This window comes from Streptomyces sp. CB02261, assembly GCF_001905665.1.
In the GTDB taxonomy this organism is placed as follows: domain Bacteria; phylum Actinomycetota; class Actinomycetes; order Streptomycetales; family Streptomycetaceae; genus Streptomyces.
Map to the genome: position 1 here is coordinate 207,940 of NZ_LIVX01000012.1, position 14,955 is coordinate 222,894.

The window sequence follows — 14,955 nt, forward strand, 5'->3', positions numbered from 1 at the left end:
GGGAGGGTGCACCGGAGGTCTGTCGCCTGGGTGGTTCGCTGCCGCTTCGAAGTTCACGGGGACATTGTTCGACCGCGTGGCCGGACCGTGCTTCTCCTGGAGTGCGGAGGTGCCTGCACACCCGCTCTCCGGGCGGTACGGCCGCGAACACCGCAGTTACTTCGCCATGTCGCGCCCCGCGCGCACCCGGTCGGGCGCCGGCACTGCCCCCCTGGATCAGCCGTCGCCGGGCTCCGCCTTGAACCAGAGGCCCGCCTTGAACCACTCCTCCGCCGCCCGGATCCGGGCCTCCGTCTCGGCCCGGTCCGCGCCGACGACGACGAACGCGGCGAGGAAGTCCCCGGAGTGCGAGGCATCCTGGACGGTGTCGCCGACCTCCGCGTACGTCGTGTACTTCACGACGCCCTCCGGCAACGTCGCCGGGTCCGGTAGCGCGGCCAGCACCCCGGGCCGCTTGGTGAAGAGCAGCTGCCCGGCGAGCTGGGCCGGGTCCGCGCGCTCGCCGGTCGGGGTGGGCAGCCCGAGCTGGCGGCGGACCGGGTACTCCATCGGGTCGAAGCCGAACAGCGCCCGCTGCACGTCGCGCACGCCGGCGCCCCCGGCCCGGGAGGCCGCCTCGCACAGCACCAGTTCGCCGTCGGTGGTGTGGAACACCTCAATGTGGAAGGCGAAGTGCTCGGGACCGCCGAACGCCTCCAGGATCCGCTCGCCGAACGCGACGAGCCGCCGTGCCAGCGGGTCGGCGGTGTCGAGTGCGATGTCGACCCGCCCCTTGCGGTCGCGGAAGTCGGCCAGTGCGTACTGGTACTGCGACGGCCACATCGTGGCGATCCGGCCGTCCAGGACGGTGCCGTCGATGTGGCACATGGAGCCGTCGACGAACGTCTCGGCCAGCCATTCCGGTTCGCCGTCGGGGCGCAGCAGCTCCGCGTCCCGTGCCCAGTCGGCGAGCTCCTCGCGAGTGCGCAGTACGGATACGCCGACGGACAGCAACCCCTGACGGGGCTTGACCACTACCGGCAGGCCGTGGGCGTCGGCGAAGGCGTCGAGCTCCGCGGCCGAGCGCAGCAGTACGTGCGCAGCGACCGGGATCCCGGCGGCCGTGGCAAGCTTCTTCATCTCCCACTTGTCGCGGTACACCAAGGCCGATCCGGGCCGCTGGCCCGGCAGCCCGAAGCGCTCGCGCAGCGCGGCCGCCCGCAGGATGTCGAATTCCTGACAGGCCACGATGTCGGTGACGCCGAACTCCTCGACGAGCTCGGCGGCCCGCCGCTCCACATGGGCGCCGGTGTCGTAGTCGGTCAGCGCCTCGGCGTGCAGATAGGGGGCCTCGGTGGGTAGTTCCTCGCCGAACAGGGCGAGCTGTTCGGCCGAGCCCAGCAGGACGATCTTCTCCCCGTGGTCGGCGAGCCACCGCTCGTACGGGTTGGCACGCAACGAGCCGCGGTGCAGGACGAGTGTGGTCATGCGGAGGTCCCTTCGTTCCAGATGCTGACGTAGCGTTCGCCGGTGTCCGGCAGGATCGTGACGATCGTGCGGCCCGCGTAGGCGGTGTCCCGGGCGAGCCGGAGCGCGCCGTGCACGGCGGCACCCGAGGAGAGCCCGGCGAACAGCGCCTGTTCCCGGGTGAGCGCCCGTGCGGTGTCGAGCGCCTCGTCGTCGGAGCAGGTCAGCACCCGGTCGATGAGCGCGATGTCGGTAGTGGGGGAGACGAAGCCGCCGTTCAGGCCGGGTATCCGGTGGGTGCCCGCGTATCCCTGGGAGAGTACCGGCGAGCCCTCCGGCTCCACCGCGACGATCTCCACGGCGGGGTTGCACTCGCGCAGGAAGCGTCCGGCGCCGGTCAGGGTGCCGCCGGTGCCGACCCCGGCGACCAGGACGTCGACCTGACCGCCGGTGTCCGCCCAGATCTCGGGTCCTGTGGACTCGTAGTGGGCGCGGACGTTGTCGGGGTTCTCGTGCTGGCGCACGTACCAGGAGCCGGGCGTGGCGGCCTCGATCTCCTCCGCCTTGGCGATGGCCCCGGCGAACCGCTCAGCGCTGGGCGTCTGCACGATTTCCGCGCCGAGCGCGGCCAGCAGCCCAATCCGCTCGGGAGTGGCGCTGTCGGGCAGCACGACGATGCAGCGGTAGCCACGCAGGGCACTCAGCGCGGCGAGCGCGATCCCGGTGTTACCAGAGGTCGCCTCCACGACGGTGCCGCCCGGGGCGAGGTCACCGCGCTGTTCGGCGCCGCGGAGCATCGCGAGCGCGGCCCGGTCCTTGATGCTGGCGAACGGGTTGGTCGACTCGATCTTGGCGAGGACCTCGGTGCCGGGCGCGGCGTCGGGGACGGAGAGCCGGACCAACGGAGTGTTGCCGACGAGTTCTTCGAGGCCGGCGGCGACGCGCCGCCCGGCGGGTGCGATGAGGAGATCGGGGGTCACCGGAAGGCTCCAGGAGTGGGGGACAAGGGAGGGGAAGAGGAAGAGGGGACGGGGGACGGGGCGCCCGCCGTCACCAGGAGCCCGCCGAGGCGAGATCCCGTACGGCGTCGGATACCGACAGCGGCGGCCGATCGCCCACGGAAGCGCCCACGGGGCCGCCAGGCCGGCCGGCGACGGGCGGGACGCCGAGACCGGCGGCACTCGTACGAGCCACCGGCACCGGGCCGGTCCCGAGCGGGGGCACCGCCCGCGGCCCCGACGCCGGGCGGATCACGGAGCGGGCCGCGTACACCCGGGCTCCGGGCGGCAGGTCCTCGGTGACCGTGGCCATGGCCCCGACCAGGGCGTGGTCGCCGATGGTCACCGGGCCGAGCACGGTCGCGTTCGCGCCGAGGATCACGCCGTCGCCGACCACCGGGTGACGGCGGGCGCCCGGCGGGCGGTGGTTGTCGGCCCACCAGCCCACCGCGCCCAGCGTCACCTGCTGGTAGATCGTCACGTCGTCGCCCACGACGGCGGTCTGACCGATCACCACGGACGCGCCGTGGTCGATGAACACCCGCCGCCCCAGCACCGCACCGGGATGAATCTCCACCCCGGTCCGCCGCCGGGAAATCCGGGCGACCGTCCGTGCCGCGGTGCGCATCCCGCGGCCGTACAGCCGGTGTGACACGCGGTGGGCCCACACGGCGGACAGGCCGGTGTGGCCGAGCGCCTCGCGGCGGCTGGTGAGGGACGGGTCCCGGGCGACGACGACGGAGAGGTCCTCGGCCAGGGTCCGCAGCAGTCCGGTCTCCTCGGTCATGGGGTCGGCTCCTTTCGGTATAGCCGTCGCTCAGGCGGCCAGGGCCGGGGCCGCCGCGGCGGCCGGTTCGACGTCGATCCGGATGGACTCGCGGACCAGCCGCTCACATAGCGCGACCGCGCTGTCGGTGTCGGCAGCCGTGACCACGACACTGCCGAGCCGGTCCCAGTTGTCGCGCAGCGGCCGGACGGTGTCACCGGGGCCCACGTTGACCTGCGCGGCGAGCACGTCGGGCCGCGCCCTGACCTCGTCGACGCCCGCGACGGCCGTCACGGTGCCCGGCTCGCGCAGCAATACGCGCATCACCGCAGCGCCCTTCGGCTCGGGAGAGGCGGCGAGCGGCTCGACCAGGCCCAGCGGCCAGGCCGTGCCATACGCGATCATGTCGATGCCGTACGCGGCCTCGACCAGCTCCACGATGTTGTCGCCGCCCAGCCGGTTGTGCGACTCGATGACGAGGGGCCCGCGCGAGGAGAGCCGGATCTCGGTGTGACTGGGGCCGTCGGTGACGCCCATCCCGGTCAGGAACTCCTCGACCGCGTCGGTCAGCGCCGCCCGGTCGCCCGCCTCGAGTCGTGCGGGTACCGCGTGCCCGAGCTCGGCGAAGTGCTCCTCGCTGGTCAGCTTCTCGGTGACGGCGACGATGACGTGGCGGCCCGCGAAGCTCAGCGCCTCGACGCTGAACTCGGGTCCGTCGATGTATGACTCCATCAGGAAGCCGTCGACGGTGAACATGGTGGAGCCGCGGTCGGTGCGGCCGCCGTCCATCTCCTGGATCCGCGCCCACACCCGGTCCAGGTCCCCGCGGTTCTCCGCGCGCAGCAGCCCGAAGCCCGCGGTGGTGGACACCGGCTTGACGATGAAGGGGTAGCCCGCCCGCTCACCGAACGCGTCCAGCGACTCCCGGCCCTTCACCAGCGCGGCGTGCGGCACCGGAAGCCCGTTCTCGGCGAGGTGCCGGCGCATCAGCGACTTGTCGCGCATCCGGCGGCTCACCTCGTGGCGCCGCCCGTCGGTCAGCCCGAACAGGTCGCCGAGGCGGCCCGCCGGGGTCACCCCGGGCTCGGTCAGCGACACGACGGCGTCCACGCCGTACACGGCGCGCGCGGCCTCGGCGAACGGCCGGACGGTGTCCCAGTCGGTGTAGTCGACGACGAGCAGCACGTCGGCGGCGCGGGTCTGGTACTCGGTGACCTTGTCCGGGTGCTGGATCAGCACGGTCGTGACGCCGAGCGCCACGTAACGCTCCACATGGGCGTCGACGCCGCCGATCAGCAGCACGGTCTTCCGGCCGGTCGGCGCAGCCGGGACCGGGGCGGGGGAGAGGACGGGGGCGGTGTGCTCGGTGGTGCTCATCGATGGGTTCCCTTCGGGGCGGCCAGGGCGGTCTCGCGGACGTCGACGCGCAGCAGCCCGCGGACCCGAGCGATCCGGTCGGCGGCCTCGGCGGGCGACTCCGCGTCGACGACGACATAGCCGTGGCGCGTGAACGAGTTGGTGGTGGGCGGCAGGTCATCCCCGGGGGAGTGGGGGAAGTGCAGCGTCTGGACGTAGGGCAGGGCACGGATCGCGTCGAGTCCGGTGACCGACCGCAGCTCCCCGGCGGGCAGCAGGAAGAAGCCGACGGACGCGGTGTGCCTCGGACGCGGCGGCTCGACCGGCTCACCGGCCAGCGTCCGGAAGATCGCTGCCTCGATGTCGTAGTCGGAGGCCGTCTCGATGAGCAGCGGGATGCGGTCGCCGCCCAGCCGGGTCTGCGACTCGACGACGCGAGGCCCCCGGTCGGTGAGGATGACCTCGGTGTGCGCCGGGCCGAAGCGGTAGCCGGCCAGGTCGAGCAGGCCGATGACGACCGCGTGGATCGCGGCCCGCTCGGCGTCGGCCAGCGGCGCCGGATGAACGTGCGAGGTCTCCACGAAGTACGGCGCGCCCGTGGTGTGCTTGGCGGTGATGCCGATGACGTGGTGCATCCCGTCGGCGGAGAGCGTCTCCACGCTGAACTCGGGTCCCTGCAAGTACTCCTCGATCAGATACGGGCCGGGCAGCCCGGCCGCCGTGACCCGCTCCGTCCACTCGTCGAGGTCGGCCGCGTCGCGGATCAGCGCGACGCCCCGGCTGCCTGAGGCGCGGGCGGGCTTGACCACCACGGGCAGCGGCAGCCCGGTCAGTGCGCCGGATACCTCGTCGGCGGTCGCGACGGAGGCGGAGCGAACCGCCGAGAGACCGTGCGCGGCGAGCAGTCCGCGCATCGCCGCCTTGTCGTTGAGCACCCCGATCGCGGCCGCCGGATTGGGCGAGACGCCGAGCGCCTCGGCCTCGGCGTAGGCCGGGGGCATCGACTCCTCCGCGCCGAGGTGCAGCACATGGCCGATACCGTTCACGCGCACCGTCGCGGCGATCAAGGTGCGCAGCCCCTCCTCGTCGGAGAAGTCGGTGAGCAACAGCTCCTGAGCGTGTTCGGCGACCTCGTCGAGGTACTCCTGCTCGCGCAGCGAGGGGTCCCAGATCGCCCAGACCTCGAAGCCCGCCTCGGCGGCCTTGCGGACGAACTGGCTATAGGGCATCACCATCAGCAGCCGTTTGGACGCGCGGGTGGGGGTCATGTCGGGGGCTCCGTTCTGGTCCTGGTCGGTGACTTGACACGGGGCCGTCGCCAGCCGAGGGCCCACGGGGGCGGCGACTTCACGAAGAAGCGCCGAGTCCCGGCGGGCGTCTTCCGGCGCGGGGGCGGGTCGGTATCGTTGTGTCAGACGTCGGGACGGACTCGGTCGGGAGTACGTCCCCGCAGGGGTAAGGCATCCGACGGCCCGCAAGGGGCGGCCGTCGGAGGGGTTCAGGTGCCGCTCAGCCGGAAACGGGTGAGGGCGCGTACACCTGTCACGGGGAAGGCGGGCATGAGCGCCTCGGCGCCCTGCACGTCGCCCGTCTCCAGCGTGGCCAGGGCATGTACGGCGCCGTGGGCGCGCAGTTCTGCGAGCCCGGCGGTCAGCAGGGCGAGGCCGATGCCGAGGCCACGGAAGGCCGGGGCGACCGCGGCCTCCAGGACCCGGCCCTCGTTCCCGGCTCCCTGCGTCACGACATGCCCTGCCGGACGCCCGGACACCTCAAGGAGCAACGCCGCTCCACCGCTGTCCTGCGACTGGCGCAGCGCCGCGCCGAAGAACGCCGCGTCCTCGGTCCTGGGTCCACGGACCGCGCAGCGCAGATGCAACGCGTGCAGGGCCGCGAGGTCGTCAGCGTCGTCGAGGTCGGCCGCGCGGACCGAACCGCCGTCGGGCAGCACCATCGGCAGCGCGTCCGCCGCCAGGTCGATGTCGTACTGGCCGGTCGTCGCGCCACGGACGAAACCCGCCTCCTTCAGCACCACCGGGACCACTTCGTCGCCATGCAGCACGCCGCCCACGGTGACGGAGTACGGTCTGCCGTCTTCCACCGTGAGCTCGTCGGACCGGTCCAGAAGGAGGCACAGCAACGTGCGGGCCGCGCTCTCGCCGTGCCGGCCGGGCAGCGCGGTCAGCACAGCGTCGAGCTCGTCGCCGCGCGGGGTCAGCGCGGCCCAGGCGATCACCTCGTCACCGGGGCCGGTCAGGCACCAGCTGTTCTCCTCGTAACCAGGGTGCCCGGTCGCCCGGAGGGCATCCTCGCGGGTGTACGTGGCCGTCCCGGTGAGGTTCTTCTCGTGCGTGCGCATCAGGCGGACCAGGCTGTCCGGCGGGACGTCGGTCGGGCGTCTGACGGTGAGCTGCCCGTGCGGGTTCATCGGTGCCTCCCGTCCTTGGGAATAGGGTCCGGCGGTCGGGCCGGAGTGTCCGGGAGCCCGTGGCGGGCCGCTGTCGGCGGCGGCCCCCACCAGGCGAGTCCCGGAATCCGGTGCAGGCAGTGAAAGGAATGCCGTGGAACGGAATTCACAACGATCCTCCTTATCCCTGACTGACCGGATTCCGGCGCCGGTACGGGGGGGTCCCGGCGTAGTCCGAGATGCTACTTGCCAAAGCTGCGCCGTCCTTCTCTGAGAATGCTCGGTGGTCCTCTCCGCGATTGAACATGGCTGAACGCAGCACGAACCGAGATGCACCGCCCCGCCGCCCACGAGACGCTTCGGCGAGCAAACCCTGAGGCCAGGGCGGGTGCGAAGGGGTGACCGCATGCACGACGACGTCATCGAGGCAAGCGTGGACACACTGTTCACGCAGCGACCCCACGGTCGCTCGGCCGCCTCCGCAACGCCGATGCACACCAGTGCGGACGACATCGTTCCGAAACTCGTCGACGTGCTGCTGCGAAACCGTGACGAACTGCTCACCGTCCTCACCGAAATCGCCACCGCACAGGCCGCGGGTGACGAACTGCTGCGCTCCGTGAGGGCGCTGTCAGGAGCCCCCTGGGAACTGCTCCGCAATTCCCCCCGGCGGCTCGACCGCCTCGCCACCTTCCTGCCGTCGAATAACCTGCTCTACTCCTACGTGCTGTTCGGCGTCGTCCCCTCGCTCTACACCGACGAGGTCCGGCTGCGCCCCTCGGCCCGGGTCGCCCGCGCCGCGCTCGCCGTCCATGAGATCCTCGGTCCGCCGCTGCGTCGAATCGGCGCCGGACGGATCGTCATGACCCCGTGCACCCAGCAGGAGTTCCTCGCCGACTGCGCTCGCTCCGACGCCGTCGTCTTCACCGGCCGCCCGGAGAACGGGGCGGCCGTCGCCGCCCGGCTGCCGGCCGGGACCCTGCTGCTCTCCTTCGGCTCCGGGCCCAACCCGGTGGTCGTCGGACCCGACGCCGACCCTGACACCGTGTGCCGTGCCGTGCTCGACGCCCGGCTGTACAACTCGGGCCAGGACTGTCTGTGCACCGACCTCGTCCTCGTCCACCGCTCACAGGTCCGCGCGCTGGTGCCGCGGCTTGCCGACGCGCTGGCCGGGACCCGGGTCGGTGACCGGCGCGACCCCGCCACCCGGGTCGCTCCGCTGGTCTATCCGGACGCCGTCGAGGACGCCGCCGCCTTCCTCGCCACGCACCGCGAGTTCACCGTCCGCGGCGGCCGGACCGACCTCGCCCGGCACACCGTCGAGCCGACGCTGCTGCACCTGCCGTGGCTGGAGGATTTTCACCCGCCGGAGCTCTTCTCCCCCGTCGTCCTCACCATGGCGTACGACACGCCCGGCCAGGTCGCCCGCTGGCTGCGCTCCGCCGAGGAGACCGCCCGCGGCATGTACGTCTCGGTGTTCGGCGAACCGGCTCTCGCCGGGAGGTCTCGCATCGCCACCAGTGTGGTCTGTGAGGAGCGCGTCACCTTCGACGTCGAAGACGGCAACCGCCCCTTCGGCGGCTACGGCCCGCTGGCCGGGAACGTCCGCCGCCGCGGCATCGTGACCGGCCGTCCCCTGCTGTTGTCCGCCGAGGCGAGCCTGCCGGCCGCCGGATCCGGTACCAGCCCCTGCTTTCGTAGCCGCACCGGGGCCTGACCGCCCGACCTTCCGAGCGCCCCGTGCGCCGGTCGCCGCGACGGCCTCGCACCTGCGCCCCCGTACGTGCGCCCCGTTTCACCGAACCGTTGAGGAGCTGCCCTATGAGCGCGACCACCGAGAACCCTCCCTGGTACGTAGTCGCCGGGACCCTCGCGGACGCCGGATGCGACCTCGTCGTCGGCCTGCCATCCGACGAGCCTGGCCTGATGGACGCCGCCAGGACCATGCCCGGGCTGCGCGTCGTCGGGGTTCGCGACCAACGGGCGGCCGCGTGCGCCGCGATCGGCCACGCCGCCGTCTCCGGACGGCCCGCCGTCCTCGCCATCAACTCGGGCCCGAGCTTCACCAACGCCCTCACCGGCCTTCTCGAAGCCGACTCGCTGGGCGCCCCGGTCGTCGTCGTCACCACCCGCGTACCCGCGCTCGGCATCGGCCGGGGCGCCTTCCAGCACACCGACCAGGCCGCCATGGCCGCACCGCTGACCAAGTGGACCTTCCTGGTGGAGGACCCCCGTCAGCTGGTCTGGGCGCTGCGCCGGGCCGTCCACCTCGCCGTCAACGGCGCCCCCGGCGTAGTCCTGGTCGAGATCGCCGACGAGGTGCTGCGCGCCCCGGCACCCGCGCACCGCCCCGCCCCGCCAGTGCGCCGCCTCCGCTTCGCCGCCGACGCGGAGGAGGTCCGCCGCGCTGCCGCACTGCTCGCCGCCGCACGCCTCCCCGTCGTCGTCGTGGGCGGCGGCTGCAAGCCCGCGGGCGCGGGAGCTGCCGTGCGACGGCTCGCCGAGCTGCTCGGTGCGCCGATCTTCACCACCGCCGCCGGACGGGGCGTCGTCGACGAGGAACACCCATTCGCCTGTGGCCTGGTGGGCCTCTACACCACGCCACCGGCGGACCGGCTGCTCGCCGAGGCGGACGTCGTCCTCGCGATCGGCTCCCGTCTGGAGGAGACCGCCCGGATGGGCTGGGAGGGGTTCCACGACAAGACACTCGTCCATGTGGACGTGGACCCGGCCGTGTTCCTGGCCGCCCTGGAACCCGAAGCCGCCCTGCTCGGCGACGCCGCCGTGGTTGCGGGCCAGCTCGCCGACGCCCTTCAGGCGCAGGACCTGGAGGCACCGGCCCTGGCTGCCCGCAGGGCCAGGATCGCCGCCGTGCGGGAGGAGATGCGCGCCCGCCACGTGCCCGGCGAGTGGGACGAATCCGGCCTGACCGTGTCCGAGGCGCTGCGGCTCCTCCAGGAGTCGGTGGGCCGCGACGCCACCCTCATCCAGGAGAACGGACTGCACGACATGTGGGGCTACCACTGGCCGGTGGTCTCCGTCAGCGACGGGGCCCGGGTCGTCACGCCCGGCGAGCAGACCATGGTGGGCTTCGGGCTCCCGGCGGCCGTCGGCGCGGCCGCCGCCGACCCGGCCCGCAGGACCGCCCTGGTCTGCGGCGACGGCGCGTTCGAGATGGGGCTCGCCGCGTTGCCCACCGCGGCCGAGCTGAAGCTCGGCCTCACCGTCCTCGTCCTGGACAACCGCGGCTACGGCTGGCCCCGGTTCGTCCGCGCCGAGGAGCAGGCCCCCGACACCCTCACCCACTTCACCGCCCCCTCCCACACCGACGCCGCTGTCCGCGCCCTCGGCGGCGACGCAGTGCGCTGCACGACGCCGACGGAACTCGCCACCGCGCTTGCCGCCGCGGCCAAGGCGCACACTGAGGGCCGGCCCACCGTCATCACGATCCCCGTCCACGACGCCGACGTTCCGGTGGGCGTACGCCGCGTCTTCGCCGATCCCGCGACCCCCGAGCCCCCGTCGCCCGGAGCGGCAGCATGACCCCCCGCCCCCGGGCCCACCCGCTGCCCGGTCCGGTCCCCGGCGGCTCCGCCGCTCCGACCACCGGCCCGTCCGTCGCCCAGGCCGCCGGACGGCCCGCCGCTTCGGCCTGTGGCCCGGCCACCGCCCCGGCTCCCGGCCCAGCGGCCGGCCGCTCCGCCCCGCGCCCGACTACCCGCCCCGCCCCCCGCCTGACCGTCGACGGCGAAGCCGTCCCCGCCGGCCGGCTCGCCCGGCTGGTCGACGGGACAGCCCGGGGGCTCGCCGCCGCCGGGGCGGCGCCCGGGCGGGCGGTCGCGCTCGCTTGTGATCATCCGCTCGCCGCAGTCGTCGCCGCGCTCGCCGCCGAGGCCGTCGGTGCCCCGCTGCTGCTGGATGGTGCCGCCCCGACCCGGCACATCGCCCCGGCGGCCCGGATCCGCGCCACCGGCTCGGGAGTACCCGTCGTCGTCGGGGACGCCCGGCCGCTGGACGTCCCGGACCCGGTCGCCGCCGTGTTCTGGACCTCAGGCAGCTCGGGCGACCCCAAGGCGGTCGCCGTCCCGGCCGCCGCCCTCGACCACCAGGGCAGAGCCACCGCCGCCCGGATGCGGGTCACCGACGCGGACCGGCTGCTTCTCCCGCTGCCGCTGCGGCATGCCTACGGTTACAGCGTGCTGCGGGTGTGGCGGGCCACCGGCGCCCACCTGTACGCGGAGTCGGGATTCCATCTGCGCACCACCCTGACCCGGCTCGCGTCCGAGGGCATCACCTCGCTCGACGGGGTGCCCACCATGTACCGGATGCTCGCCGCCGAGGCCGCCCGCGACCCGGAGGCCGCTCTGCTGCTCGCGGGCCTGCGGATCCGTGGCTGCGGCGGCGACGTGCTGACACCCGCCCTGTACGACGACTTCCTCGCCGTCACCGGGGCACCCCTGCACGACGGGTACGGCCTCAGCGAGGCGGGTCCGAACGTTGCCCTCAACGCCCCGGGCGACCTGTGCCCCGGCACCGTCGGGCGGCTCCTCGACGGTGTCGAGGCCCGGCTCGGGGGCCCCGACCGGGAGATCCAGGTGGCGAGCCCGAGCCTGATGCTCGGCTACCTCGACCCGGCCACCGGCGGTCTCGACCGCACCCCGTTCACAGCCGACGGCTGGCTGCGCACCGGCGACACCGGCGCGATCACGGCTGACGGCTGGCTCACCGTCCGCGGCCGGATCAAGGAAGTGCTCGTGGTACACGGCGAGACCTTGGCCCCCACCGTCGTCGAGGACGCGGTACGGGCCGCGGCCGGAGTCCTGGACGCGGCGGTCGTGGGCATCCGGGGCGGCGACGACCGCCGCGACCGGGGCGACAACGTCTGGGCGTTCGTGGAGAGCGCGGATCCCGACCACCGGGCGGTGGCCACCCGGGTCGCCGAGGCGTGCCGCCGCACGCTCCCCCCACACGCCCGCCCTCGAGCGATCCGCGTGATGCCGCGACTGCCGCGGACAGGAAGCGGAAAGTTCGACCGGGTGCGGTTGCGCGGCTGGGCCTCTGGCACGGCGGCGACCGCCGCCGCATAACCTTATCGCCCAACTAGGAGCCATTTTAAGTGAGTTTCATGAAGCAACCTCGAAGATGTGACGGCCCCCCAAGGTCGCTAAATTCATTGGTGGCCGCCCGGAAGAGGAGCGGCCGCTTCCCTCTCCTTTCGAACCATGGAGTTCCCCCATGACCGTCAAGAACACGCTCGGCCTCATCGCTCGCGTCGGCGCCACCGCCGCCCTCGCCACAGGCCTTGCCGTCGCCTTCCAGCCCGCCGCGATGGCCGCGGCCCCGGTCGTCTCGGTGACCCCGGCCAGCGGCCTCGCGGATGGCGCCACGGTGACCGTCACCGGCACCGGCCTGACCCCGGGCGCCGTCTACCACGTCGCCCAGTGTGAGATCGTCGCCTCCGGCGACTATGGCTGTGACCCGGCGACCGTGGTGGACATCGTCGCGGACGCCCAGGGCAAGCTCAGCACCCAGTTCACCGTGAACAAGACCTTCCAGGCCGTGAAGGGCGTCGAGGGCACGCCGTCCGGCACCGTCGACTGCGGCGTCACCGCCTGCCAGGTCGGCCTCGGCGACTCCCAGGGTGTCGGCGGCGGCCAGCGCATCACCTTCGCCTGAGCACCGGCCGGCTGACGACGACGCGCGGTCCGTGGCGCCGCCGCACCCGACTCCCCGTCAGGGAGCTTGACTCCCGCTCGAGGAGGGTGCGGCGTCGGCCAAGACCACCGCGACCGTCTCCGGCTCGAAGTTGACCGCGCTGGACCAGCCGCCGATCGCCAGCCGGAACCAGACCGCACTGGTGATCACCCCGTCCCGGTGCTGGTCCTCCACCACCTCGTCACCGGGCGACCAGCCTTCGGCCTTGTAACCGACGGCCGCGTCCGGCAGCAGCAGCCGGATCACGGGGCTGTCCAGGGACGGCCCCGACCGGACGTTGGCGTCACGCCACACCGGCCCGAGCAGGGCGGGCAACGGGTGGAACTCGCCGGACTTGGAGGACGACGACATCGGACCCTCTCCTTTTCTCTGCGCTTCTCTTCGGATTTCTCACCGCTCCCGGCCGCTCCGGCCAGGGAATCTTCCTCGCCCTTGCACCGACTCAGGCGACGGCCCCCAGGACCGCCTTCCTCTCGGCGGCACACGTGCCGCCGAGCCACACCACCTGGGACACCATCTGCAGCAGCCGCGCCGCGTCCGGCGCGGGCTCCTCACCGGTGGTGTCGGCGGCCGGCACCCGATCGACGGCCACCCCCACCGGCGTCGGCCAGCCCCGCAGCGCGTGCCCGATGGTGCGCAGCGTCGTCAGCGTCGAGACCGCGCCCTGCGCCGCCGCGCCGACCGCGACCGTGCCGATCGGCCGCCCCTCCAGGTACGGCACCGGGCCGCCGATGTCGTTGACGTAGTCGAGGGCGTTCTTCAGCAGCCCCGAGACGGTGGCGTGGTACGTCGGCGACACCAGGACGACCCCGTCGGCTGCCCGCAGCTCGTCGAGGAACCCGGCCACCGCCGCGTGTGAGGTGCCGAGACCCGGCCGGTACGCCGGAAAGTCGATCTCCGCGCCGGTGAACACGCGCGCGGACGCGCCTTGTTCGGCGCAGCGCTCGGCACACCAGTCGGCCACCCGGTCGCAGGTGGATCCCCGGCGCAGCGATCCGCTGATCAGGACGATGTGCGGTGCCGGCATGGCGAAGGCCCCTTTCTTCGTACGGAGGGTGGTCATCAAAGAGGTCGGCCCGGCGACCCGTTCGGGACGCCGGGCCCTGGGCTGCCAGCCCAGGACGTCGGTGAGTGCCACGTCCTTGCGGCCGGCAGAACGGACATGGGCGTTGCGGCGCTCCTCGGCCGCCTGGTCGGCGCCCTGGTCAAGGGAGCCCTGACGACGGGAGGCGAGGACGACGGCCCCGGCGCGCGGCGCGCGCTCACGGGCGTATTCGGCGAGCGCGTCGGGCACCTCGGCGGCCGAGGCCAGCGCCTCGGCCAGCACCAGCGCGTCCTCGAGGGCCATGTTGGCGCCCTGGCCGAGAGCCGGGACCATCGGATGGGCGGCGTCGCCGAGCAGCGCCACCCGGCCGTCGACCCAGCCGTCGACCGGGTCGCGGTCATGGATGTCGGTGACGACGATGTCCTCGGGGGCGGCCTCGCGCACCAGGTCGACGACCGGCGGGTACCAGCCGTCCATGGCCTCGAGCAGTGCCGTCCGGGCGCCGTCCGGACCCAGCGCGGGCCACACTCCCGGCGGCGCGGTGATCTTCGCGGTCCAGTACAGGGTGTCGCCACCGACCGGGGCGATGAACAGCTGGATGCCCCGGCCGTTGACCACGTGCCCGCGCGCGCCGAGCGCCGAGCCGCTGGTGCGGCCGCGCACCGAGGTGTAGCCCCGGTAGTGCGGTGGCCCGTCGCCCAGCATCCGGGCCCGGACCGCCGAATGGATGCCGTCGGCGCCGATCAGCGCGTCGCAGTCGATGGTGTGCTCGTCCGAGAGGACGGCGGTGACCTGATCGGGCCCGGTGATGTAGTCCGTCACCGCGGTCGCGAGGCGGACGGCGGCCCCGGCGGAGAGCGCCTCGTTGAGCAGCGCCCGGTGCAGCGCCGTGCGCAGCACGGGGATCTGCGGGGCGCCCAGCGCGGCCGTCGACGTCCCGACCTGCTCCTCGGCGAGCACCGTGCCGTCCGCCTCCATCACGATTCTCACTTCGTCGCGCCGCGTGACGTGGCCGACGTCGCGGATCCGGGCCCCGAGGCGTCCGCTCAACGCGTCGATCGCGCGTACCCCGTTCGGGTACAGGACAAGTCCTGAGCCCTTGACGCCGATCCGTCCCGCCCGTTCGACCACGGTCACGTCGAGGCCGCGCGCGGCCATGCCCGCAGCCGCCGCGAGACCTCCGATCCCGCCGCCCGCCACCACCACGGACCGTCTTCTGGTCATG

General features: G+C 73.4%; 12 protein-coding genes. 4 read left to right on the forward strand and 8 right to left on the reverse strand.

Features of this window, described 5'->3' with window-relative positions; all coding sequences use genetic code 11:
- Positions 1–216: 216 nt before the first annotated feature.
- The 6 genes from AMK29_RS31840 to AMK29_RS31865 all read right to left on the reverse strand — a co-directional run bounded on the left by AMK29_RS31840 (position 217) and on the right by AMK29_RS31865 (position 6,991).
- On the reverse strand, positions 217–1,467 hold the full coding sequence (locus AMK29_RS31840) for an ATP-binding protein (RefSeq protein WP_073819513.1): 1,251 nt from the start codon (positions 1,465–1,467) through the stop codon (positions 217–219).
- Positions 1,464–2,426 (reverse strand): PLP-dependent cysteine synthase family protein, encoded by a 963-nt coding sequence (locus tag AMK29_RS31845; protein WP_073819514.1) that lies wholly within the window; start codon positions 2,424–2,426, stop codon positions 1,464–1,466. The genes AMK29_RS31840 and AMK29_RS31845 overlap by 4 nt, the downstream gene beginning before the upstream one ends.
- A 70-nt stretch (positions 2,427–2,496) precedes the next feature.
- Positions 2,497–3,231 (reverse strand): serine O-acetyltransferase EpsC, encoded by a 735-nt coding sequence (epsC, locus tag AMK29_RS31850; RefSeq protein WP_073819515.1) that lies wholly within the window; start codon positions 3,229–3,231, stop codon positions 2,497–2,499.
- A 30-nt stretch (positions 3,232–3,261) separates the two neighbouring features.
- Complete coding sequence (locus tag AMK29_RS31855; RefSeq protein WP_073819516.1) at positions 3,262–4,587, reverse strand: ATP-grasp domain-containing protein; 1,326 nt, start codon at positions 4,585–4,587, stop codon at positions 3,262–3,264.
- Entirely contained in the window at positions 4,584–5,834 is a 1,251-nt protein-coding gene (locus AMK29_RS31860; RefSeq protein ID WP_073819517.1) for an ATP-grasp domain-containing protein, read from the reverse strand. The genes AMK29_RS31855 and AMK29_RS31860 overlap by 4 nt, the downstream gene beginning before the upstream one ends.
- Before the next feature lie 230 nt (positions 5,835–6,064).
- On the reverse strand, positions 6,065–6,991 hold the full coding sequence (locus AMK29_RS31865) for a GNAT family N-acetyltransferase (RefSeq protein ID WP_073819518.1): 927 nt from the start codon (positions 6,989–6,991) through the stop codon (positions 6,065–6,067).
- A gap of 385 nt (positions 6,992–7,376) precedes the next feature.
- On the opposite strand from AMK29_RS31865, the gene AMK29_RS31870 reads away from it, so the two are divergent.
- The 4 genes from AMK29_RS31870 (at position 7,377) to AMK29_RS31885 (ending at position 12,646) form a co-directional block, all read left to right on the forward strand.
- On the forward strand, positions 7,377–8,687 hold the full coding sequence (locus tag AMK29_RS31870) for an aldehyde dehydrogenase family protein (protein WP_073819519.1): 1,311 nt from the start codon (positions 7,377–7,379) through the stop codon (positions 8,685–8,687).
- 104 nt (positions 8,688–8,791) lie between these two features.
- Complete coding sequence (locus tag AMK29_RS31875; RefSeq protein WP_073819520.1) at positions 8,792–10,513, forward strand: thiamine pyrophosphate-binding protein; 1,722 nt, start codon at positions 8,792–8,794, stop codon at positions 10,511–10,513.
- The gene (locus AMK29_RS31880; RefSeq protein ID WP_241845784.1) at positions 10,510–12,057 is read left to right on the forward strand and encodes a class I adenylate-forming enzyme family protein; all 1,548 of its coding nucleotides are present in this window, start codon (positions 10,510–10,512) and stop codon (positions 12,055–12,057) included. Before AMK29_RS31875 ends, AMK29_RS31880 begins: the two co-directional genes overlap by 4 nt.
- Before the next feature lie 148 nt (positions 12,058–12,205).
- Positions 12,206–12,646 carry an enediyne antibiotic chromoprotein gene (locus AMK29_RS31885; protein WP_073819521.1) on the forward strand — a complete coding sequence of 147 codons (441 nt, stop codon included), beginning with the start codon at positions 12,206–12,208 and terminating at the stop codon, positions 12,644–12,646.
- Between the two features lie 57 nt (positions 12,647–12,703).
- Here AMK29_RS31885 and AMK29_RS31890 read toward each other — a convergent pair whose 3' ends face one another.
- Together AMK29_RS31890 and AMK29_RS31895 are read right to left on the reverse strand one after the other, a co-directional pair.
- Positions 12,704–13,036 carry a hypothetical protein gene (locus tag AMK29_RS31890; protein ID WP_073819522.1) on the reverse strand — a complete coding sequence of 111 codons (333 nt, stop codon included), beginning with the start codon at positions 13,034–13,036 and terminating at the stop codon, positions 12,704–12,706.
- Positions 13,037–13,127: 91 nt separating this feature from the next.
- Positions 13,128–14,954 (reverse strand): NAD(P)H-dependent oxidoreductase, encoded by a 1,827-nt coding sequence (locus AMK29_RS31895; RefSeq protein ID WP_079197212.1) that lies wholly within the window; start codon positions 14,952–14,954, stop codon positions 13,128–13,130.
- Between the last annotated feature and the right edge of the window lies 1 nt (position 14,955).